The 18,030-nt window shown below is 71.1% G+C and carries 18 protein-coding genes and 2 pseudogenes; 6 read left to right on the top strand and 14 right to left on the bottom strand.

Annotated elements, in window-relative coordinates; genetic code table 11:
* Nucleotides 1-86 precede the first annotated feature (86 nt).
* The 4 genes from AOK00_RS00615 to AOK00_RS00600 all read right to left on the bottom strand — a co-directional run bounded on the left by AOK00_RS00615 (nucleotide 87) and on the right by AOK00_RS00600 (nucleotide 2,654).
* Complete coding sequence (locus AOK00_RS00615) at nucleotides 87-716, bottom strand: glyoxalase (protein WP_055598373.1); 630 nt, start codon at nucleotides 714-716, stop codon at nucleotides 87-89.
* 5 nt (nucleotides 717-721) lie between these two features.
* Complete coding sequence (locus AOK00_RS00610) at nucleotides 722-1,168, bottom strand: helix-turn-helix transcriptional regulator (protein WP_055598355.1); 447 nt, start codon at nucleotides 1,166-1,168, stop codon at nucleotides 722-724.
* Nucleotides 1,169-1,199: 31 nt separating this feature from the next.
* Nucleotides 1,200-1,610, bottom strand: a complete 411-nt coding sequence (locus AOK00_RS00605) for a VOC family protein (protein WP_055598372.1) — start codon at nucleotides 1,608-1,610, stop codon at nucleotides 1,200-1,202.
* Between the two features lie 120 nt (nucleotides 1,611-1,730).
* Nucleotides 1,731-2,654 (bottom strand): alpha/beta fold hydrolase, encoded by a 924-nt coding sequence (locus AOK00_RS00600; protein WP_055598354.1) that lies wholly within the window; start codon nucleotides 2,652-2,654, stop codon nucleotides 1,731-1,733.
* A gap of 71 nt (nucleotides 2,655-2,725) precedes the next feature.
* On the opposite strand from AOK00_RS00600, the gene AOK00_RS00595 reads away from it, so the two are divergent.
* Nucleotides 2,726-3,421 (top strand): TetR/AcrR family transcriptional regulator, encoded by a 696-nt coding sequence (locus tag AOK00_RS00595; protein ID WP_055598353.1) that lies wholly within the window; start codon nucleotides 2,726-2,728, stop codon nucleotides 3,419-3,421.
* On the opposite strand, the gene AOK00_RS00590 is transcribed toward AOK00_RS00595, so the two are convergent.
* The gene (locus AOK00_RS00590; RefSeq protein WP_437441370.1) at nucleotides 3,418-3,873 is read right to left on the bottom strand and encodes a hypothetical protein; all 456 of its coding nucleotides are present in this window, start codon (nucleotides 3,871-3,873) and stop codon (nucleotides 3,418-3,420) included. The two genes, AOK00_RS00595 and AOK00_RS00590, sit on opposite strands and share 4 nt — an antisense overlap.
* Before the next feature lie 149 nt (nucleotides 3,874-4,022).
* Here AOK00_RS00590 and sigJ point away from each other — a divergent pair, with 149 nt between their 5' ends.
* On the top strand, nucleotides 4,023-4,955 hold the full coding sequence (gene sigJ, locus AOK00_RS00585) for an RNA polymerase sigma factor SigJ (protein ID WP_055598370.1): 933 nt from the start codon (nucleotides 4,023-4,025) through the stop codon (nucleotides 4,953-4,955).
* Nucleotides 4,956-5,061: 106 nt separating this feature from the next.
* Here the strand turns inward: sigJ and AOK00_RS00580 are convergent, their stop codons facing one another.
* Nucleotides 5,062-6,255, bottom strand: coding sequence for an NAD(P)/FAD-dependent oxidoreductase (locus AOK00_RS00580; protein WP_055598352.1), 1,194 nt, complete (start codon nucleotides 6,253-6,255; stop codon nucleotides 5,062-5,064).
* A gap of 89 nt (nucleotides 6,256-6,344) precedes the next feature.
* The gene (locus AOK00_RS00575; protein ID WP_055598351.1) at nucleotides 6,345-7,289 is read right to left on the bottom strand and encodes an RNA polymerase sigma-70 factor; all 945 of its coding nucleotides are present in this window, start codon (nucleotides 7,287-7,289) and stop codon (nucleotides 6,345-6,347) included.
* A gap of 170 nt (nucleotides 7,290-7,459) precedes the next feature.
* Here AOK00_RS00575 and AOK00_RS00570 point away from each other — a divergent pair, with 170 nt between their 5' ends.
* Entirely contained in the window at nucleotides 7,460-9,301 is a 1,842-nt protein-coding gene (locus tag AOK00_RS00570) for an alkyl/aryl-sulfatase (RefSeq protein WP_055598350.1), read from the top strand.
* A 132-nt stretch (nucleotides 9,302-9,433) separates the two neighbouring features.
* Here the strand turns inward: AOK00_RS00570 and AOK00_RS00565 are convergent, their stop codons facing one another.
* The 5 genes and pseudogenes from AOK00_RS00565 to AOK00_RS00545 form a co-directional block, all read right to left on the bottom strand.
* A complete protein-coding gene (locus AOK00_RS00565; RefSeq protein ID WP_055598349.1) occupies nucleotides 9,434-9,772 on the bottom strand; it encodes a MerR family transcriptional regulator in 339 nt (112 codons plus the stop codon).
* A gap of 222 nt (nucleotides 9,773-9,994) precedes the next feature.
* Complete coding sequence (locus AOK00_RS00560) at nucleotides 9,995-10,306, bottom strand: SCO5918 family protein (RefSeq protein WP_055598348.1); 312 nt, start codon at nucleotides 10,304-10,306, stop codon at nucleotides 9,995-9,997.
* Nucleotides 10,307-10,378: 72 nt separating this feature from the next.
* Nucleotides 10,379-10,633 (bottom strand): annotated as a pseudogene (locus AOK00_RS00555) (CBS domain-containing protein); the annotation flags it as partial.
* 60 nt (nucleotides 10,634-10,693) lie between these two features.
* Entirely contained in the window at nucleotides 10,694-12,196 is a 1,503-nt protein-coding gene (locus tag AOK00_RS00550; protein ID WP_055598346.1) for a DEAD/DEAH box helicase, read from the bottom strand.
* A 266-nt stretch (nucleotides 12,197-12,462) separates the two neighbouring features.
* Nucleotides 12,463-12,666, bottom strand: coding sequence for a cold-shock protein (locus tag AOK00_RS00545; protein WP_030036716.1), 204 nt, complete (start codon nucleotides 12,664-12,666; stop codon nucleotides 12,463-12,465).
* A gap of 453 nt (nucleotides 12,667-13,119) precedes the next feature.
* Between AOK00_RS00545 and AOK00_RS00540 the strand changes: the two genes are divergently transcribed.
* Nucleotides 13,120-13,899, top strand: a complete 780-nt coding sequence (locus AOK00_RS00540) for a GNAT family N-acetyltransferase (protein ID WP_055598345.1) — start codon at nucleotides 13,120-13,122, stop codon at nucleotides 13,897-13,899.
* Nucleotides 13,900-13,976: 77 nt separating this feature from the next.
* Here the strand turns inward: AOK00_RS00540 and AOK00_RS00535 are convergent, their stop codons facing one another.
* The gene (locus AOK00_RS00535) at nucleotides 13,977-14,891 is read right to left on the bottom strand and encodes a DUF1206 domain-containing protein (protein ID WP_055598344.1); all 915 of its coding nucleotides are present in this window, start codon (nucleotides 14,889-14,891) and stop codon (nucleotides 13,977-13,979) included.
* A gap of 318 nt (nucleotides 14,892-15,209) precedes the next feature.
* On the opposite strand from AOK00_RS00535, the gene trhA reads away from it, so the two are divergent.
* Together trhA and AOK00_RS00525 are read left to right on the top strand one after the other, a co-directional pair.
* The gene (gene trhA / locus AOK00_RS00530; protein WP_173861478.1) at nucleotides 15,210-16,040 is read left to right on the top strand and encodes a PAQR family membrane homeostasis protein TrhA; all 831 of its coding nucleotides are present in this window, start codon (nucleotides 15,210-15,212) and stop codon (nucleotides 16,038-16,040) included.
* Between the two features lie 8 nt (nucleotides 16,041-16,048).
* Nucleotides 16,049-16,420 (top strand): annotated as a pseudogene (locus tag AOK00_RS00525) (GNAT family N-acetyltransferase); the annotation flags it as partial.
* Nucleotides 16,421-16,634: 214 nt separating this feature from the next.
* Here the strand turns inward: AOK00_RS00525 and AOK00_RS00520 are convergent.
* On the bottom strand, nucleotides 16,635-16,973 hold the full coding sequence (locus AOK00_RS00520; protein ID WP_055598343.1) for a MerR family transcriptional regulator: 339 nt from the start codon (nucleotides 16,971-16,973) through the stop codon (nucleotides 16,635-16,637).
* Nucleotides 16,974-18,030 lie beyond the last annotated feature (1,057 nt).

Here is an 18,030-nt window from a genome sequence, read left to right as displayed (position 1 = left end):
CGGGGTTCCTCTCACAAGGCTGGCTGGGGATACGGGTACGAGGGAGGGGTGTGCGAGGGCGGGGCAAGGGGCGTACGGGGTACGGGTCAGGACGCGGCGGCCACGGGCGCGGGCTCCCAGGTGAACCCGTCCGGGTCGGTGAAGGCGCCGGTGCCCTCGCCGCCGAGCACGATCCGGTGGGATCCCTCGCCGTCGACGGGGACGCCGACGTCCTTCGCGAGGGCGCGGCGGCCGTACAGGGCGAGCTTGACCGGGCTGCCCTCGGCGGCGGCGAACTCGACGTACTTGCGGCCGAAGCTCTTCCCTACGGTGAGGCCGTGCTCGACGTAGAACGCCTTGCTGGCGGCGACGTCCGATGCTCCGACCAGGAGGACGAAGGATTCGACGCGGCCGGTGGCCGGGCCGGTGTCCTTCTTGTTCGAGGTCGCGACCTTCCAGATGGTCCCGTCCGGGGCCTGGAAGACGCCGCCGTAGCCCCAGAAGGACTTCGAGGCGGGCTTGAGCGAGGTGGCGCCGGCGGCGATGGCCGCGTCGACGAAGTGCCGGACGTCGGCCGGGCGGTCCACCGTGAGGGAGAGCGAGAAGCCGCGGAAGCCGGTGCTCGGGGCGTCGGAGGCCCGCAGGCGCACATGGGCGCCGAGACCGGAGGCGGTGTAGAAGCGGTCGGCGGCCGGGAGGTCGGCCACCTCGAGGGTGATGGAGGCGATGGCGTTCATGGGAATCACGCTAGTTGCGGGGTGGTCACCGGTGCTTCTCGATTCCTGACCGGTCGGGTGACCTGCTTCGCGACGCACGAGGGCAGCCCGGCCTCCCCGTCGGCGACCTGGCGCTTGTAGACGCTGGGCGACACGCCGACGAGCTCGGTGAAGCGGGTGCTGAAGGTGCCGAGCGAGGAGCAGCCGACCGTGAAGCAGACGTCGGTGACGCTGAGCTCGCCGCGCTGGAGCAGCGCCATGGCGCGCTCGATGCGCCGCGTCATGAGGTAGGAGTACGGGGCCTCGCCGTACGCCTGCTTGAACTGGCGGCTGAGGTGCCCGGCCGACATGTTCACCCCGCGGGCGAGCGCCTCGACGTCCAGCGGATGGGCGTACTCGCGGTCGATCCGGTCGCGAACGCGGCGCAGCCGCGCCAGATCACTCAGGCGCTGCGCCTCGGTCAGTGCGCTCATCCACGCAGGATGACACATGAGGGGAATCCCTTCAGCGCAGTTGCTGGACGCGGACGAGGTTGCCCGCGGGATCGCGGAAGGCGCAGTCCCGCACGCCGTACGGCTGGTCGGTCGGCTCCTGGACCACCTCGACGTCCGCGGACTGCACCTTCTCGAAGGTGGCGTCGAGGTCGGGGGTGGCGAGCAGGATCCAGCCGTAGGTCCCCTTGGCCATCATCTCGGCGATGGTGCGCCGCTCGGCCTCGGTGATCCCGGGGTCGGCGCCGGGCGGCGCGAGCAGGATCGAGGTACCGGGCTGTCCGACGGGTCCGACGGTGATCCAGCGGGTCCTGCCCTGGCCGACGTCGCTGCGCACCTCGAAGCCGAGGGCGTCGCGGTAGAAGGCGAGGGAGGCGTCGGGATCCTCGTGCGGGAGGACGGTGGTGTGAATGGTGATGTCCATGCCCACAAGCTAGTTGTGCGCGTACGCTCCCGCTTCTCGATTCCTGACGAATGTGGCCGTAAGGCCTTCGTGAGCCGGTCGCTCCGGTCTCACCCCGTCGCCCGTCCACACGCTGTTCCCTCAGCCACGAGCGATCTCCCCGATGGATCCGTCCCCGACGGGTCCTTCCCCGAGGGGTCCGTCCCCGATCGGACTCTGCCGGATGAAGTCGCGCAGCTCCGCGCAGAGGGCGCCGGGGTTGTCCAGCTGGACGAGCGTGCCCGCCCCGGGGATCTCCACATAGCGCCCCCGCGGCAGCAGTTCGGCGAGTCGGCGGCCCGTGGCGGCCGGCATCATGCGGTCCTCGGCTCCCCAGGCGACCAGCGCCGGCCGGTCGAACTCCCGCAGCTTCCCCGCCGCCTTGAGGTAGGTGTCCTTCTCCGTGCTGCGGAGGAACGCGGCGAGGTCCCGGCGGATCGCCCTCCGGGTGAGCAGGGGCCGGTACCAGCGGCGTACGAGCGCGTACGGGATCGGCCGCCTGGCCATCCCGCCCAGCGAGGTCCTCATCCGGACGAGGAAGGGGATCCGGAAGGACTGCAGCAGCAGGAAGAGGCCGCCCGGGATGCGGCTCGCCGCGTGCAGGGTCCTGCCCTGGACGCCGGGCGGGTAGTTGTCCAGCGCCTCGCACGAGGTGAGCACCAGGCGGCCGACGCGCTCGTCGCGCCCGCCCACGAGGAGCTGAGCCGTGCCGGCGTCGTTCTGGACGAGGGTGACGGCGCGCAGGTCGAGGCGTTCCAGGAACTCGGCCAGGATCGCGGCGACCCCGTGCGCCGACAGGTCCGCGTCCGGCCGCATCGGCCTGCGGTGGCCGCCGATCGGCAGCACGGGCACCACGACGCGGAAGTCCCCGCGCAGCTCCTCGACGACCGCGTCCCAGACCGACTCGTCGAAGCCGAGCCCGTGGACGAGCACCACGACGTCCTCGCCCGTGCCCGTCCCTCCGCCCTCGTCCTCGCCCGTGTCGGTGTAGTCGATGACGCCTGCGCTCAGTTCGATCTCGGACAACGGACGACCCCCGGCTCGATACGACGGCTGGCTCTCACTAGATAGACCGATCTAGTGAGAGACTGTCGAGTGTGAGGACCACGGGCGACACCAGGCAGCGCATCGTCACCGCCGCGACCGAGCTTTTCCGGCGCCAGGGCTACGCGGCCAGCGGTATGAAACAGATCGTCGCGGCGGCGGACGCCCCGTACGGCTCCGCGTACCACTTCTTCCCCGGGGGCAAGGCGCAGCTCGGCGAGGAGGTGGTCCGGACGTCGGGTGCGGCCTACCTGGGGCTGATCGCCGAACTCTTCCCGACCCCCACCGCCCCCGGAGGAGCGGACGCGGCCCCGGACACGGACATGGCCGAGGACGCGGCCAAGGGCACGGCCCCGGACATGGCCGCGGGCACGGCCCCGGCCCCGGACATGGCCGCCGTCACCAGCGACGCGTTCATGGCCGCGGCGGAGACCCTGCGCGAGCTCGACTTCGCGGACCCGTGCCCGATCGCCACCGTCGCGCTGGAGGTGGCCAGTACCCATGAACCGCTGCGCGTCGCCACGGCCGAGGTGTTCGCGAGCTGGACGGACGGCCTCGCCGCCTTCTACCGGGCCGGAGGCATCGCCGAGCCCGCGGCGCACGAGACCGCGAGCTCGGTGATTGCCCTGCTGGAGGGCGCGTTCATGCTGGGCCGTGCCGCACGCAGCACCGCTCCGGTGACTGCCGCGGCGCGGGCGGCCGCGGCCGTCGTGCGTGCGGCCCTGCCTCAGGAGGGGGAGTCCGCCTAGGCGGCCTCCGCCGTCGGACGCGTCCGCTGGAGCGCGACCCGCCCCAGATCGAGCAGGCTGAGGCCGAACATCAGCACACCCAGCGGTACATGAACGCCCATCACATGGTTGACGCCCAACACCACCTGAAGGGTCCCGAGGAGCAGGAAACCGGTCGCGTAGAGGGCCGGCCGGGCCGCGCCGCCGCCCGGCCGCCACGCCAGGACCGCGGCGAGCAGGTACAGCATCGACATCGCGTACGTGCCCTTGGACCCGAGGTCGTGCATGGTCGATCCGACCTGTGAGGTCAGCGCCGTACCGGCCGTGACGGCCTGGAAGAAGATGCTCGCCGTCTGCAGGCCGATCGAGACGCGCACGAACCCCGCGAACCGGCCGCCGCGCCGCCCCGCCACCGCCGATGCCGTGCCCGCCGTCGTCATCGACGCCGTCTCCGCTGTCGTCCGCGTGACCATGATGATCCCGTCCTTCCGCTGCCGGTCGCTCTCTCGGCAGTCCGACGACGCAGCCCGCGAGAATGTGAGGTGCTGTACCGGGTTACGGAGTGATGCGCGTCTCACCGATCGTGGCGAGCGCGGGTCGAACGAAGGGGGACACCACCACCATGAACGGCAGCCGTACGGAACCAGAACGCGGGCTCGCGCCCACGGCCGCCCGGCCCGAGGGCGAGTACCGGCAGTTGATCAATGTCGCCTACCGGCTGCTCGGCTCCCTGGCCGAGGCGGAGGACGCCGTTCAGGAGGCCTTCGCCCGCTGGTACGCGATGTCCGGCCCGCAGCAGGAGGCCGTCGAGGCGCCCGGTGCCTGGCTGACGACGGTGGTCGGCCGTATCTGCCTGGACGTCCTCGGCTCGGCGCGGGCGCGGCGCGAGCGCTACGTGGGCGAATGGATCCCGGAGCCGCTGCCCGGGACGACGGAGTGGCTGAACGGCCCGCCGGGCGACGGCGGGACCGACCCCGCCGACCGGATCGCCCTCGACGAGTCGGTCGACATGGCCTTCCTCGTCGTCCTCGAATCCATGACCCCGGCCGAGCGGGTCGCGTTCATCCTGCACGACGTCTTCCGGTACCCCTTCACCGAACTGGCCACGATCGTCGGCCGCACCCCCGCGGCATGCCGGCAGCTGGCCTCGTCGGCCCGGCGGCGTGTCCGGGCCGCCCGGGCGCCGGAGCTGCCGACCGGCCTGCAGGCGCGTGTCATCAAGGACTTCAAGCAGGCGTGGGAGGCCCAGGACATAGCGGCCCTCGTCGGCCTGCTCAATCCCGACGCCACGGTGGTCGTCGACGGCGGCGGCCTGGTCGGCGCGGCGCTCCGCCCGATCACCGGTGCCGCGGAGATCGCCCGCTACATCGTCGCGATCGGCGACATGGCGCCCGGCATGACGCTCCAGGTCCGCTCGGTCAACGGCCGCCCCGGTCTGGTGGCCCGGCGCGGCGGCACGACCGTGACGGTGGCGGCGTTCGCCCTCGCGGACGACCGGATCACGCACATCTGGGCGGTCCGCAACCCGGAGAAGCTCCAGCCCTGGACGGAATGAGGCGGGTGGGCGCGGCCCCGTCCCCCCGGCGGACGAGCGAGCGGGTGTCGCCCGCCGCCTCCCCGGGTGGCGAGGCGGGGCGCGGCGGGCCGTGTCGCCCGCCGCCTCACCGGGTGGCGAGGCGGGGCGCGGCCGGCTGGGCGGTCGCCGTGAGGCGGCGACGGCGGCTCGGCATCATCATCGTCGGGTGGGAGATGCTCCAGGCCGCGCCCGCGCAGATGAACTCCTTGATGCGGGCGCCGGCCCGGCCCGTGACGACCTTCGACGTGACCTCGTCCTCGTGGGTCACCTTCTGGAAGATGGCGTCACGGCGTCCGAGGCTGATGCACTGCGCGGCGTAGCCGATCGTGTTCTCGGGAACCTTGCGGCCGGTCAGACGCGCGGCGAGGGAGTCGGCGGCCTGCCAGGCCATCGGGCTCGCCGTGGCGCAGGACATCCGCAGCGGCCTGCCCCCCGGTCCTTCGGCGAGTGCGGCGTCACCGACGGCGTACACGTCGGGGTGGGAGACCGAGCGCATGGTGGCGTCGACGACGATCCGTCCGGTGTCGGACACCTCCAGGGTCGTGGCGGCGGCGATCGGGTGCACGGCGAAACCCGCGGTCCACACGGTCAACTCGGCCGGGATCTCCCGCCCTTCACCGGTGACGACGCTGTGCGCCTCGACGCGGGCGATGTCGGCGCCCTCGTGGACCGTGATGCCGAGCCGGTCGAAGACGGTCCGCAGGTGGTGCCGGGCCTTGTCGCTGAGCCAGTCGCCGACACCGCCGCGGGCGGCGAGGGCGACCTTCAGGTCCGGGCGGGCCTCGGCGATCTCGGTGGCCGCCTCGATGCCGGTGAGGCCGCCGCCGACGATCAGCACGGTCCCGCCCGGCCCCAGCTCGCCGAGGCGCGCCCGCAGCCGCAGCGCGTCGCCCTTCCCGGCGACGCCGTGGGCGTGCTCGGCGACACCGGGGACGCCGAGGGCGCCGGCGGTGCTCCCCAGGGCGTACACGAGGGTGTCGTAGCCGAGGGTCTCGGCGCCGTGCTCGCCGTTGAGTTCCACGGTCCTGCGGTCCGCGTCGACGGCGGTGACCCACGCCGACCGGAGCTCCACGCCCGTTCCCGCGAACACGTCGCGCAGCGGGCGGCTCGGCAGATCCTGTCCGCTGGCGAGCTGGTGCAGACGGACCCGCTCGACGAACTCGGACTCGCCGTTGACGAGGGTGATCTCGACGTCGTCGCGGTGCAGCCGCTTGGCGAGGCGACCGGCGGCGATCGCTCCGGCGTATCCGGCTCCGAGGACAACGATGCGGTGCTTCATGGCTGGCTCCCTGGCTCCCTGTCCGGTTGGACTCACCTCCTGAACCGGACAGCCACGCGATCCCTGACAGGAATCCAATGTGACGTGGGTCACCACAGCGCCCTGAGCGGACGATGGGGGCCGCAGGCCGCCCACTGACGGGCGATGCGCTCCAACTTGTCGGGGTTGACCTGGAGATGGACCGCGACGACGCCGTCCGGCGTCGCTTCCAGGCAGATGACCCCGGCGATCCGCTCGCCGATCGAGACCAGCACGGCGGGACAGCCGTTGACGACGGCGGCGTGGAGCTCGGGGTCGCCGCCGGCGATGGTCCGCTTGGCGGCGCTCGGCCGGAACAGCCCCCGCAGGTAGCGCGCGATGCCGAGCGCGCCGACGACCGGGGTCCTGCGGGCCGGCACCTTGGCGCCACCGTCGGCCACGCCGACCGCGTCGTGGGTGAGCAGCCGGACCAGCGGCTCGGTGTCGCCGCTGAGCGCCGCGGCGAGGAACTCCTCGACGACCTTCCGCGCGGCGACCGCGTCGACCTCGGTACGGGCCCGGTCGGTGGCGAGGTGCTGCTTCGCGCGCCGGTGGATCTGCTGGCAGTTCGACTCGGTGAGGTCGAGGATCTCCGCGATCTCGCGGTGCGCGTACCCGAAGGCCTCGCGCAGCACGTACACCGCACGCTCGTTGGGCGACAGCCGCTCCATCAGGGTGAGCATCGCGAGGGAGACCGACTCGCGCTGCTCGGCGGTGTCGGCCGGCCCGAGCATCCGGTCCCCGGCGAGCACCGGCTCCGGCAGCCACTGTCCGACATAGGTCTCCCGCCGGACCCGTGCGGAGGTGAGCTGGTTGAGGCAGAGATTGGTGAGCACCTTGGTCAGCCACGCCTCGGGCGTCTCGATCCGCTCCCGGTCCGCCGCGTGCCACCGCAGAAACGTCTCCTGCACGGCGTCCTCCGCCTCGCTCGCCGAGCCGAGCAGCCGGTAGGCGATGGCCTCCAGCCGGGGCCTGGCAGCCTCGAACCGGTCCACGTCACTCATGATCAGCGCCATGCCCGCGATCCTAGGCGCCGCGGGGGCGGAACGGCAGGTGGGGCGGCGCTCTCCCCGGACCTCGTACGGCCGCCCCGACCTACGACCTCCGTCCGATGTGCGAGGGTTCGCGGCCGATGGTCAGATGGGTCGACAGACTGGACGAGTGCGCGGAACGGAGCACCGGGACCATGACGGACACCCTGCCCTCCTTCGAGGACACGACCGACTTCGACAACGCCGACCGCGGGTACGTCGGCTCCCTCGTCCCAGGCATGGTGAAGAGCGACGACGGCCGGGTGATCTGGGACAACGACGCGTACGCCTTCCTCGACGGGGACTGCCCGGACACCGCGCACCCCAGTCTGTGGCGACAGGCCCAACTCTGCGTCCGGCAGGGCCTTTACGAGGTGACCGAGGGCATCTACCAGGTCCGTGGCCTGGACATCTCCAACATGACGCTCGTCGAGGGCGAGCGCGGCGTGATCGTCATCGACCCGCTGATCTCCACCGAGACGGCCGCCGCCGCCCTCGCGCTCTACAAGGAGCACCGCGGTGACCGGCCCGTCACCGGAGTGATCTACACCCACTCGCACGGCGACCACTTCGGCGGTGTCCGCGGTGTCCTCCCGCACGGCACCGAGGAGAACGTGCCGGTCCTCGCACCCGCCGGATTCCTGGAGCACGCGGTCAGCGAGAACGTGTACGCGGGCACCGCCATGACCCGCCGGGCCGCCTTCATGTACGGCGTCGGCCTCCCCAAGGCCCCGGACGGGCAGATCGGCGTGGGCCTCGGCGCCGGCACGTCCACCGGCACCATCAGCCTCGTCCCGCCGACCGTGGACATCTCCGGGACGGGCCAGGAGGAGACGGTCGACGGGGTGCGGATCGTCTTCCAGCTCACACCGGGCACCGAGGCACCGGCCGAGATGAACTTCCTCTTCCCCGACCACCGCGCCCTCTGCCTCGCCGAGAACGCCACGCACAACATGCACAACGTGCTCACCCTGCGCGGCGCCGTCGTCCGTGACGCCCGGATCTGGGCGCACTACCTGGACGAGGCGATCGAGTACTTCCACGGGCGGTACGACGTGGCCTTCGCCTCCCACCACTGGCCCACCTGGGGGCACGACAACGTCGTGGAATTCCTGTCCGGCCAGCGGGACCTGTACGCGTACATGCACGACCAGACCCTCCGTCTGCTCAACGAGGGGTACACGGGCGTCGAGATCGCCGAGCGGATCGAGCTGCCGCCCGCCCTGGCCAAGTCCTGGCACGCGCGCGGCTACTACGGCTCCCTCAACCACAACACCAAGGCGGTCTACCAGCGCTACCTCGGATGGTACGACGGCAACCCGGCCCACTTGTGGGAGCACCCGCCGGCCGAACTCGGCACCCGCTACGTCGAACTGGCCGGCGGCCCGTCCGCCGCCCTCGCCAAGGCCCGGACGTACGCCGAGGACGGCGACCTGCGGTTCGCCGCGACCCTCCTGAACCACCTGGTCTTCGCCGACCCGGAGGACCGGGAGGCGAAGGAGACCCTCGCCGGCGTGTACGAGACGCTCGGCTTCGGCGCCGAGAACGCCACCTGGCGCAACTTCTACCTGCGCGGCGCCCAGGAGCTGCGGGAGGGCGTGACCGGGGACATGGTCGACGTGACCAACCCCGAGATGGCGATGGCGCTCACCGTCCCCATGCTGATCGACTCGATCGCCATCACGATCGACGGCCCACGCGCCTGGGACGACGAGCTCGTCATCGACCTGGTCGTGACCGAGGGACCCGCGGGAGCGGGCATCCGGCACCGGCTCACCCTGAAGAACGGCGCCCTCACCCACCGGGCGATCACCGGCACGCCCCGCACCCCCGCCGGGCTCACCCTCACCCTCGCCAAGGCCCAACTCCTCGGCCTGCTCGCCGGAAGGACCACCGAGGAACTCGGCATCGGCACCGAGGGCGACCCGTCCCTCCTGGCCAGGCTCTTCTCGTACCGCTCGAAGCCCGACCCCGCGTTTCCGATCGTGACCCCGTAGCGGCCGCTCCCGCAGCTCGCCGACCTGGGGCTCCGTAAAGCCCGGCGGCGTGTTGCCCGCTCCGTCCCGGGTCGGCGGAAACGCCACCGCGCGTGCCTGCCGCCCGCCGGTGTCCGGCGGGCGTGCGCCGTCTCAGTCCGCGGAAGGCGGATGCGCCGCGTCGGCGGCGCGGCGGTATTCGGCGTTGATGCGCTGCGCCTCTTCGAGCTGGTCCTCGAGAATGATGATGCGGCAGGCGGCCTCGATGGGCGTGCCCTGGTCGACGAGTTCACGGGCGCGGGCGGCGATGCGCAGCTGGTAGCGGGAGTAGCGGCGGTGGCCGCCCTCGGAGCGCAGCGGGTTGATGAGGCGGGCTTCGCCGATCGCGCGCAGGAAGCTCTGGCTGGTGCCGAGCATCTCCGCTGCCCGGCCCATGGTGTAGGCGGGGTAGTCGTCGTCGTCGAGACGGTCGTAGGAGTCATCTGCTGTCATTGGCACCTCTTTCGTGGAACGTGTCGAGGGCCCTGGTGCCGTACGGCACCAGGGCCCGAAGGAACTACTACACCACCTGCCGACCCGGTCGGTGGCGGGGTCGGGTCGCCGGCCTCGCGCCGCGTGGGGCAACCCGCCGGTACCACGGAGGGCCCGACCGGCATTCCGGTCGGGCCCTCTGCGGTATTCGGGTGTCAGCTCACGCTCTTCAGCGGGCCACGGTCATGATGCCGTCGGGGTGCCGAGCATCGCGGAGGCGTGCTGGAACGGGTCGGCGGCGCGGGTGGGCGCGGCGGCCTGCGGAAGGCCGCGGCAGGTGAAGCCCAGCTTGGTCATGGCCCGGAAGACCTCGTCGGCGCTGAAATCGCGCCGGTCCTGGCGGGTGATGACTTGGCCGACCTGCTTGACGGGGTAGGTGCGGCGACCGATGATCACGGACTCCCCGACGACCTCCTCGGGCTTGACGCCCTTCATGGAGTCCAGGACGCCGCTCTTGGTGAGCTCGAAGGGGAAGCGGGCGATGACACAGCGCACGATGCCTCACAGGGAGAGGAAGGGATGGTTCCGGCGTGGAGAGGCGGTTCAGGCACGGACGAGGGCGGGGACACCGGGGATGTCGCGCAGCTGGAGCCGGTCCGTGTAGGCGGGGCTGTCGCGGACGGCGGCGAGTTGAGCCTCGGTGACCAGCCCGGTGCGCACGCCGTCGTGGTCGCAGACGAGAAGGTGCCCGGTACGGGCGCCGACCATGACGGACAGTGCCACCTCGACGGTCATGTCGTCACAGACCCGCGGTCCGGCCGTGTCCACGGCGTCGGCCTCCGTCCTGTGCAGGCGGACGGAGCCCGCCGGGCCGGGGTGCATCGGGAACAGCGTCACAACATGCCTCCTGCAGAGATGGGTCAGCCGCCGAATCACGCGGTGTCAGGCCGCCGTGCCGACGCCGGTACGCCGCCGGGCGGCTGAAGCGGAACTACGCCGGCCGCGGGAGGTCGTGCCGCGCTTGCGCTGTTCGGCCGGCGGTGCGGTGATCGTCACGGGGATGCCGGAAGGGGTCTGGGCGCCGGTGATCCTGCGCAGCGCCTCCTCACCGGAGCGGACCTGGGTGGTCTGGGGCACGATGCCGGCGGCCGTCATGAGCCGAGCCATGTCGCGGCGCTGGTTGGGGGTCACGAGGGTGACGACGCTGCCGGACTCGCCGGCTCGCGCGGTGCGGCCGCCGCGGTGGAGGTAGTCCTTGTGGTCGGTGGGCGGGTCGACGTTGACGACGAGGTCGAGGTTGTCGACGTGGATGCCGCGGGCCGCGACGTTCGTCGCGACGAGGACGGTGACGTGCCCCGTCTTGAACCGGGCGAGGGTGCGGGTGCGCTGCGGCTGTGTCTTCCCGCCGTGGAGGCCGGCGGCCCGGACACCGCAGTCGAGCAGGTCCTGGGTGAGGCGGTCCACGGCGTGCTTGGTGTCCAGGAACATGATCACCCGGCCGTCGCGCGCCGCGATCTCCGTCGTCAGCCGGGGCTTGTCGGCGCCGTGCACGTGCAGGACGTGGTGCTCCATCGTGGTGACCGCGCCCTGTGAGGGGTCCACGGAGTGGACGACGGGGTCGGTGAGGTAGCGGCGGACCAGGAGGTCGACGTTACGGTCCAGGGTCGCGGAGAACAGCATGCGCTGGCCCTCGGGGCGAACCAGGTCCAGGAGCGCGGTGACCTGCGGCATGAAGCCCATGTCGGCCATCTGGTCGGCCTCGTCGAGGACGGTGATCGCGACCTCGTTCAGCCCGCAGTCACCGCGGTCGATCAGGTCCTTGAGGCGGCCGGGGGTGGCCACGACGACTTCCGCGCCACCCCGCAGTGCGGCCGCCTGCCTGCCGATCGGCATCCCGCCGACGACGGTGGCCAGGCGCAGCTTCATGGCGCGGGCGTAGGGGGTGAGGGCGTCGGTGACCTGCTGGGCGAGTTCCCTGGTGGGGACCAGGACCAGGGCCAGTGGCCGTCGCGGCTCGGCGCGCCGGCCGGCCGTGCGGGCCAGCAGGGCCAGCCCGAAGGCGAGGGTCTTGCCGGAGCCGGTCCGGCCGCGGCCGAGGACGTCGCGGCCCGCCAGGGAGTTCGGCAGGGTCGCCCCCTGGATCGGGAACGGCACGGAGACGCCCTGCGCGGTGAGCGCGGCCAGGAGCTCGCCGGGCATGTCGAGGTCGGCGAACGCCTCGACGGCGGGCAGCGCGGGAGTGATCGTCTTGGGCAGTGCGAACTCTCCCTGCACCGCGGCGGACCGACGGCCGTGGCTGCCCGAGCGGCTGGGGCCGCCTGAGCGCTTCGGGGCGGACGAACCGAAGCGACCGCCCCGACCCGAACTGGCGGGGGAGCCGTACGCGTGGCTGCCGCCGTCGCGGCGGGCACGGGAGGAACGGCTGTTCGTGCGTGTGGGGTTCATGCAGAACCTTCCTTGATACGGCGCGTATCGAGGAATTCCGGCAGCGGATGAACAGCGCTGGGAATCACAGGCACGGGCCGAATGAAATATGAAAGAGCAGCTTTCTCGGGCGGAGAATGGCCGGCGCCCAAGCGGGCGAGAGAAGAGCTGCAGGTGGCACAGGGCGCAGGCGCGGGCGCGGGCGCGGGCGAAAAGCTGTGAAATGCATGCAGCTGGGGCCCGCACCCCGAGGGATGCGGGCCCCAGCTACGAGTGGTACGTCAGCGTCAGGCGGTGACGATGTTCTCGGCCGTCGGGCCCTTCTGGCCCTGCGCGATGTCGAAGCTCACCTTCTGGCCTTCCTGCAGCTCGCGGAAGCCCTGGGCGGCGATGTTCGAGAAGTGGGCGAACACGTCGGCGCCGCCACCGTCCTGCTCGATGAAGCCGAAGCCCTTTTCCGCGTTGAACCACTTCACAGTGCCAGTAGCCATGTCATGTCTCCTTTGGGGCAGTACGCCGGTGTCCGTACCGTACGGACGCCGTGTCGCCGCGATGATGCCCTGCCCGGAAAATGACCGGAAATAAAGCGCTTCCGAGCGGCGCGTGACCGGCCGAAGGCGCTTGAAGATTTTCGGGTACCAAAACTGCAACTGACTTCGACAGTAGCACGCTGTCGAGATATTTGTGCGTAGAATATTTTGCCCTGCGTGGTGCCGACAAAAACTCTCATCGCCGGGGCCGCTAAATTCTGAGGCGGCGGACATAGATATTCATTCACTGAGAGTGCGGCGTCTCGGAGGCCGGCCCGCCGCGACATCCGCAGGCCGTCGGCAGACGCTCGACGCCGGCACGGCACGGAGCCGCTCGTGCCCGCCGGGTGGCCCACTCGGCTCGCATCGAATTGGCCTGTGTGACGGGGTCAACTGCGCACTACCGTAGGCGTGATGACAACAAGATCGACCGGCCGGCCCGCCTTTGTCGCCCTGACCGATGCGCCGATGCGTCAGGCCCGTAACTCCGCCGCCTTCTGGATCGCGACCGGCCGAAGCCGGGGGCACGAGGTGATCCGGCGCCGCGGATTCGTCGCGGTCGACGGCGGCGAGCGTGCCGGCCTGCGGGTCCTGATCCAGCAGTCCGACCTCGACCCGGGCGAACTGGCCGAGTTGAGCGAGCTGGTTCGCCGGGCCACGGGCCCCGTGAACGCCGAGGATCCGTTCAGCTCGACCGACCTGGGCCAGCTGGGCATGCGCAGCTGGCAGATGCCGGTCATGCTGCGCCCGCCCGGGCCCGTCGGCGAACCGGCGCTGGACGTGATCCGGGTGCGGCGGCCCGAGGACCTCCGGGCGGCTGAGCGGATCGTGATCGAGGGCTTCGAGCTGGCCGGATTCGAGCCCTACCGCCCCGGCGAGCTCTTCCCGATGACGCTGATCGGGCAGCCCGGCGTGGACGTGTTCGTCGCCTCGCGCGACGGGGTGGCCGCGGGAGCCTGCGTCAGCGTCGTGGACGACGGCGTCGGCAGCCACTACTGGGTCGCTGTGTCGTCGGCATTCCGGTCGCGTGGCGTCGGGCGGGCCGTCATGCTCGGCGCCCTCGCCCACCTGACGGACCTGCCGGTCACCCTCACCGCGTCGAAGCTGGGCCGGCCGCTGTACGAGTCGCTGGGTTACACCGTCGCGGCGCCCTCGACCTGGTGGGCTTCCGCTCCTGCGGCACCGTCGCGGTAGAGCCCCTGCGACCGGCCGCCTCCAGAACGGCGGGGAGCCCTGAGGTGAGATCTCTCCGCCGGGACGAGTTCCCCGTGCTAGGGCGCACCGGGGCGTGGTCCTGGGCCTGTGGCCCCGGTCGGCTGTTCCGCCGGAGTCCCGTGCTCGGCGGCCTTGCGCCAGCGGGCTTCGCAGAACGAGTACAGGCCGAACAGCAGGAGGCCCACGGCGGCGGCGATCAGCAGGGCGGGCCCTGCAGGAGTCGCGGCGAACGAACGCAGTGTCTCGTCCAGACCCTTGGCCTGGTCGGGGTCGTACCGCACCGCGGCCAGCAGGACGGACAGGCCGGCGCCCGCCGCGACCACGCCACACGCCGCCCCGCCGACTATGCCCAGGAACGCGACGACCCGCCGCGTCGCCGGGCGCATCTCCTCCATGCGGAGATTCTTCTCGAACTTCCGCATCAGGCTGCGCACCAGGATCACCACGCCCACGACGATCAGCACGGCTCCGAACACGCCGACGATCACCCGGCCGCCCGGCAGGTCAAGCACCCTGGCGGTGTACTCCTTCGACGTCTCGTCACCGGGGCGCCCCCCGGCGGAACCGCCGACCAGCGCCGTCTGCACCACGCCGACACAGATCACGGCGTAGAACACCGCCATCCCCAAAGACCCCAGACGACGAGACCACTTCTCCCCGCCCTCCACCGTCTGCCCGAACGCCGCCTCGCACAGCCTCCACAGCGCCATCGCCGCCAGCCCCACCACCAGCGCCCACAGCAGAGCCTGGCCGAACGGCTGCTCGCCGAGGGTCTCCACCGCCCCGGACCGGTCGGCCTCCTGGCCGCTGTCGCTGCCGAGGCCGATCCGCACGGCCAGAATCCCCACCAGTACATAGATCACTCCCCGGGCACAGAGCCCGACCCTGGACGCGACCTCCACCACACGACTGTCGGCCAGACGCCGCCCCCGCGACTTGGGCTGAGCCGCACTGTCCTGACTACGCTCCATGTCTGGCACCTCCCTGGGCCGGACCCCACTGAACGGCGAACCGTCGGCCGGGGTGGGCGTCGCGGGTCGGAGCCGGTGTCCGGCGGCGTCCCTGGCGCGCCCGCTGTTCGCGGACCGCGTTGCCACGCCGGCCGATGCGGCGGCCAGGACCGGGAATCCGAGGCTGACGGGCATGGCGCCATCCGCAGGTCTGTTCCCTGTCTCTCCACGGTAGGGGTGTCCCATCCCGGGAGTCACATCCGGATGCGGACCCGCCCGGCTACATGTGATGAGGTGGGTCTCTGGGACCTCGTTACGGCAGGTTCCTAGCATGTACACATGGTTGCCCGTGATACCCAGCAGTCCGATCCGGGACGGGAAGCAGTGTCCCGAGACGGCGCCGAAGCCCGCGGTTCTTCTTCCCCACCGACGGTCAGAGGACGCGACTCGACGGACCTTCCCTCAGGACCGCCACGCGACGGGGCCGCCGAGGACTCCCGCCCGGTGGCGGACCTGGTCGGGCGGGTGGCCGATCTGGTGGACCCGATCAAGCCGAGGCTGCGCGGCTGGCTCCACGCCGGCATGGTCCCCGCATCGCTGGCGGCGGGCATCGTCCTCATCTGCCTGGCAGGGACGCCGCAGGCCGTGTGGGCCTGCACCGTGTACTCCGTCACGGCCTGGCTGCTGTTCGGGACGAGCGCCGTCTACCATCTGGGCACCTGGGGACCACTCGGTGAGGCGGTTCTGCGTCGCCTCGACCACTCCAACATCTTCCTGATCATCGCCGGTACGTGTACCCCGCTCGCCGTGCTCCTGCTCTCGCCGGACCAATGGTCCGTCCTGCTGTGGATCGTGTGGACGGGTGCTCTGGTCGGCATCGCCTTCCGCGTCCTGTGGGTCGGAGCTCCCCGCTGGCTGTACACCCCCTGCTACCTGGCGCTGGGCTGGGCACCCGTCCGGTACCTGCCCGACTTCCTGCACAGCGGCGGGGCGGCCGTGGTCTCCCTGGTCGTGATCGGCGGGCTTCTCTACAGCGCGGGCGCGGTCGTCTACGCCCTCCAGCGCCCCAACCCCTCGCCGCGCTGGTTCGGCTTCCACGAGGTCTTCCACGCGTTGACAGTGGCAGCCTTCACCGCCCACTACATCGCGATCTTCCTCGCTGCCCACTGACCACGCACACCGGTATCTTCCTCGGCTGGTTCGAGTTCCGGCCCCTGGAGGAGGACAGCCCTGCCGTGGTCGAACTCGGCTACCGGTTGAACCGGGCGGCATGGGGACGCGGTTACGCCACCGAGGGGTCCCAGGCCCTGGTCCACAAGGGGTTCACGGACCTGGAGGTCGAGCGGGTCACCGCCAACACCATGGCCGTCAACACCCGCTCCCGTCGCGTCATGGAAAAGTCGGGCCTGTCCCTCTTCCGGAGATTCACCGGGGACTGGCCGGAGCAGATCGAGGGCTCCGAGCACGGTGAAGTCGAGTACGAAATCTCCCGGACCGAGTGGGAGCGGTCTCGATGGACGGCGACGGCTGATGCGCAATTCCGCACATGAACTCTGGTCGGCGCCAACAGCGCGCACTGACGCTCAACGTGCCGAAACGAACGTGTCAGTGCTCCGCGCCGGCCGGGCATACGGCACCTGCCGGCCCACGCGCAGTGCTCTCATGGGGGCGGACCTCGCGCGGCTTCTGCCCGCTCGTGAGTGATCCGCCGCCAGTCCCCCGGGGTGCGTCCGTCGGTCGATGCCGATGGCGGGCGGACTCACCTCAAGGCGAGGCGGGTGGTGCCTCGGATGTGGCGGCGCGGCGGTAGTCGGCGTTGATGCGCTGGGCCTCTTCGAGCTGGTCTTCCAGGACGATGATGCGGCAGGCGGCTTCGATCGGTGTGCCCTGGTCGACGAGTTCGCGGGCGCGGGCGGCGATGCGCAGCTGGTAGCGGGAGTAGCGGCGGTGGCCGCCCTCGGAGCGCAGCGGGGTGATGAGGCGGGCTTCGCCGATCGCGCGGAGGAATCCTTGTGTGGTGCCGAGCATGTCGGCGGCCCGGCCCATCGTGTAGGCGGGGTAGTCGTCGTCGTCGAGACGGCCGTACGAGTCATCTGATGTCATTTGCACCTCTCTGGGAAACGCATGGAGGGGCCCTGGTGCCGTACTGGCACCAGGGCCCCGAAGGAACTACTACACCACCTGCCGGCCCTGATACTGCGCCGGCGTTCTGTGTCCGCGGACCCGACCTGACTGCTGTCGGGGGCGCGGGGATCGCGGTTGCTTGACCGGAGACCACCTCACTGTCGATGTCCTGCGGTACCCGGGTTCAACACTTCCGCCCGGGCGATCCTGATGGCGCGGGTTCCTCCGTTCTTCCTCGGTGTTCAACTACTTACTGCGGGGTGCTGCGTACTGCGTACTGCTGGTGATGCGAACTGCTGAGCGACCTATGACAGCGTCACTCTTCGGCAGCCAGCCCCGTTGCCCGTCCTGCGTCTGCTCTGGCTTGGAACCCCACTGCCGAACTTCCCGGTGCGCGCGTCCGCAGCCGACGCCTTCACCAGGGGTACCGCTCACTGACTTCACTGCTGGGTACTGCGCACTGCACTCGCGGGTACCGCACCTGCCATGACCGCGGTCCCGCTGCGGCGGCCCCTGATCACTGCGGGCCACCCGGTCCGGCCGTCAGCCCCGTCGCCGTCCTGCAACTTCCCTGGCTTCGGAACTCCACCGCCGCACCGTCCTGCGAACTGCAACTACCTGTACTGCTGGTACCGCTCGCCGGCAGTTCGTCTCTGCCAGGCCCTGCTGTCTCTCTGGGCTACGAGAGAAACCATAACCACGCCACCACTCAATGTCTACTCCGGCCGAGATAGATTTTCGTGTCTCCGGTGGGGAGGTAATCGACCTCGAACGGGGAGGCAAAGGGGCGCCGCGAGGCGCACCCTCCTCAGCTGCTCCGTGGTTTCCGGTGGGAGTCCCGAGCCGCAGGGAATCAGCGCGGGGCGTGGGGTCCGTGACCCGTGTCGAGGCGCGTTCAGGGGCTGTGGCCCTGTTTCGGGTCAGGGGTGTGGGGGTGGGAACGCCGTTGGTCGCTTTCGTCGCGGAGGTCTTCGGTGCGGCGGGTCAAGTTGTCGACGTGCTTGGCCAGGTCGGGGGGGGGGGTGAGGGGGGGGTG

The organism is Streptomyces aureus (assembly GCF_001418135.1).
GTDB lineage: Bacteria > Actinomycetota > Actinomycetes > Streptomycetales > Streptomycetaceae > Streptomyces > Streptomyces aureus_A.
Note: the sequence above shows the minus strand (reverse complement) of the source record. Positions and strands in the feature narration are given on the sequence as shown.

Bases quoted from the DNA above. Each gene is read 5' to 3' on its own strand.
- AOK00_RS00615 (WP_055598373.1), bottom strand. From the start codon at position 716: ATGAACGCCATCGCCTCCATCACCCTCGAGGTGGCCGACCTCCCGGCC.
- AOK00_RS00610 (WP_055598355.1), bottom strand. From the start codon at position 1,168: ATGAGCGCACTGACCGAGGCGCAGCGCCTGAGTGATCTGGCGCGGCTG.
- AOK00_RS00605 (WP_055598372.1), bottom strand. From the start codon at position 1,610: ATGGACATCACCATTCACACCACCGTCCTCCCGCACGAGGATCCCGAC.
- AOK00_RS00590 (WP_437441370.1), bottom strand. From the start codon at position 3,873: ATGGTCACGCGGACGACAGCGGAGACGGCGTCGATGACGACGGCGGGC.
- sigJ (WP_055598370.1), top strand. From the start codon at position 4,023: ATGAACGGCAGCCGTACGGAACCAGAACGCGGGCTCGCGCCCACGGCC.
- AOK00_RS00580 (WP_055598352.1), bottom strand. From the start codon at position 6,255: ATGAAGCACCGCATCGTTGTCCTCGGAGCCGGATACGCCGGAGCGATC.
- AOK00_RS00575 (WP_055598351.1), bottom strand. From the start codon at position 7,289: ATGGCGCTGATCATGAGTGACGTGGACCGGTTCGAGGCTGCCAGGCCC.
- AOK00_RS00570 (WP_055598350.1), top strand. From the start codon at position 7,460: ATGACGGACACCCTGCCCTCCTTCGAGGACACGACCGACTTCGACAAC.
- AOK00_RS00565 (WP_055598349.1), bottom strand. From the start codon at position 9,772: ATGACAGCAGATGACTCCTACGACCGTCTCGACGACGACGACTACCCC.
- AOK00_RS00550 (WP_055598346.1), bottom strand. From the start codon at position 12,196: ATGAACCCCACACGCACGAACAGCCGTTCCTCCCGTGCCCGCCGCGAC.
- AOK00_RS00545 (WP_030036716.1), bottom strand. From the start codon at position 12,666: ATGGCTACTGGCACTGTGAAGTGGTTCAACGCGGAAAAGGGCTTCGGC.
- AOK00_RS00540 (WP_055598345.1), top strand. From the start codon at position 13,120: ATGACAACAAGATCGACCGGCCGGCCCGCCTTTGTCGCCCTGACCGAT.
- AOK00_RS00535 (WP_055598344.1), bottom strand. From the start codon at position 14,891: ATGGAGCGTAGTCAGGACAGTGCGGCTCAGCCCAAGTCGCGGGGGCGG.
- trhA (WP_173861478.1), top strand. From the start codon at position 15,210: ATGGTTGCCCGTGATACCCAGCAGTCCGATCCGGGACGGGAAGCAGTG.
- AOK00_RS00520 (WP_055598343.1), bottom strand. From the start codon at position 16,973: ATGACATCAGATGACTCGTACGGCCGTCTCGACGACGACGACTACCCC.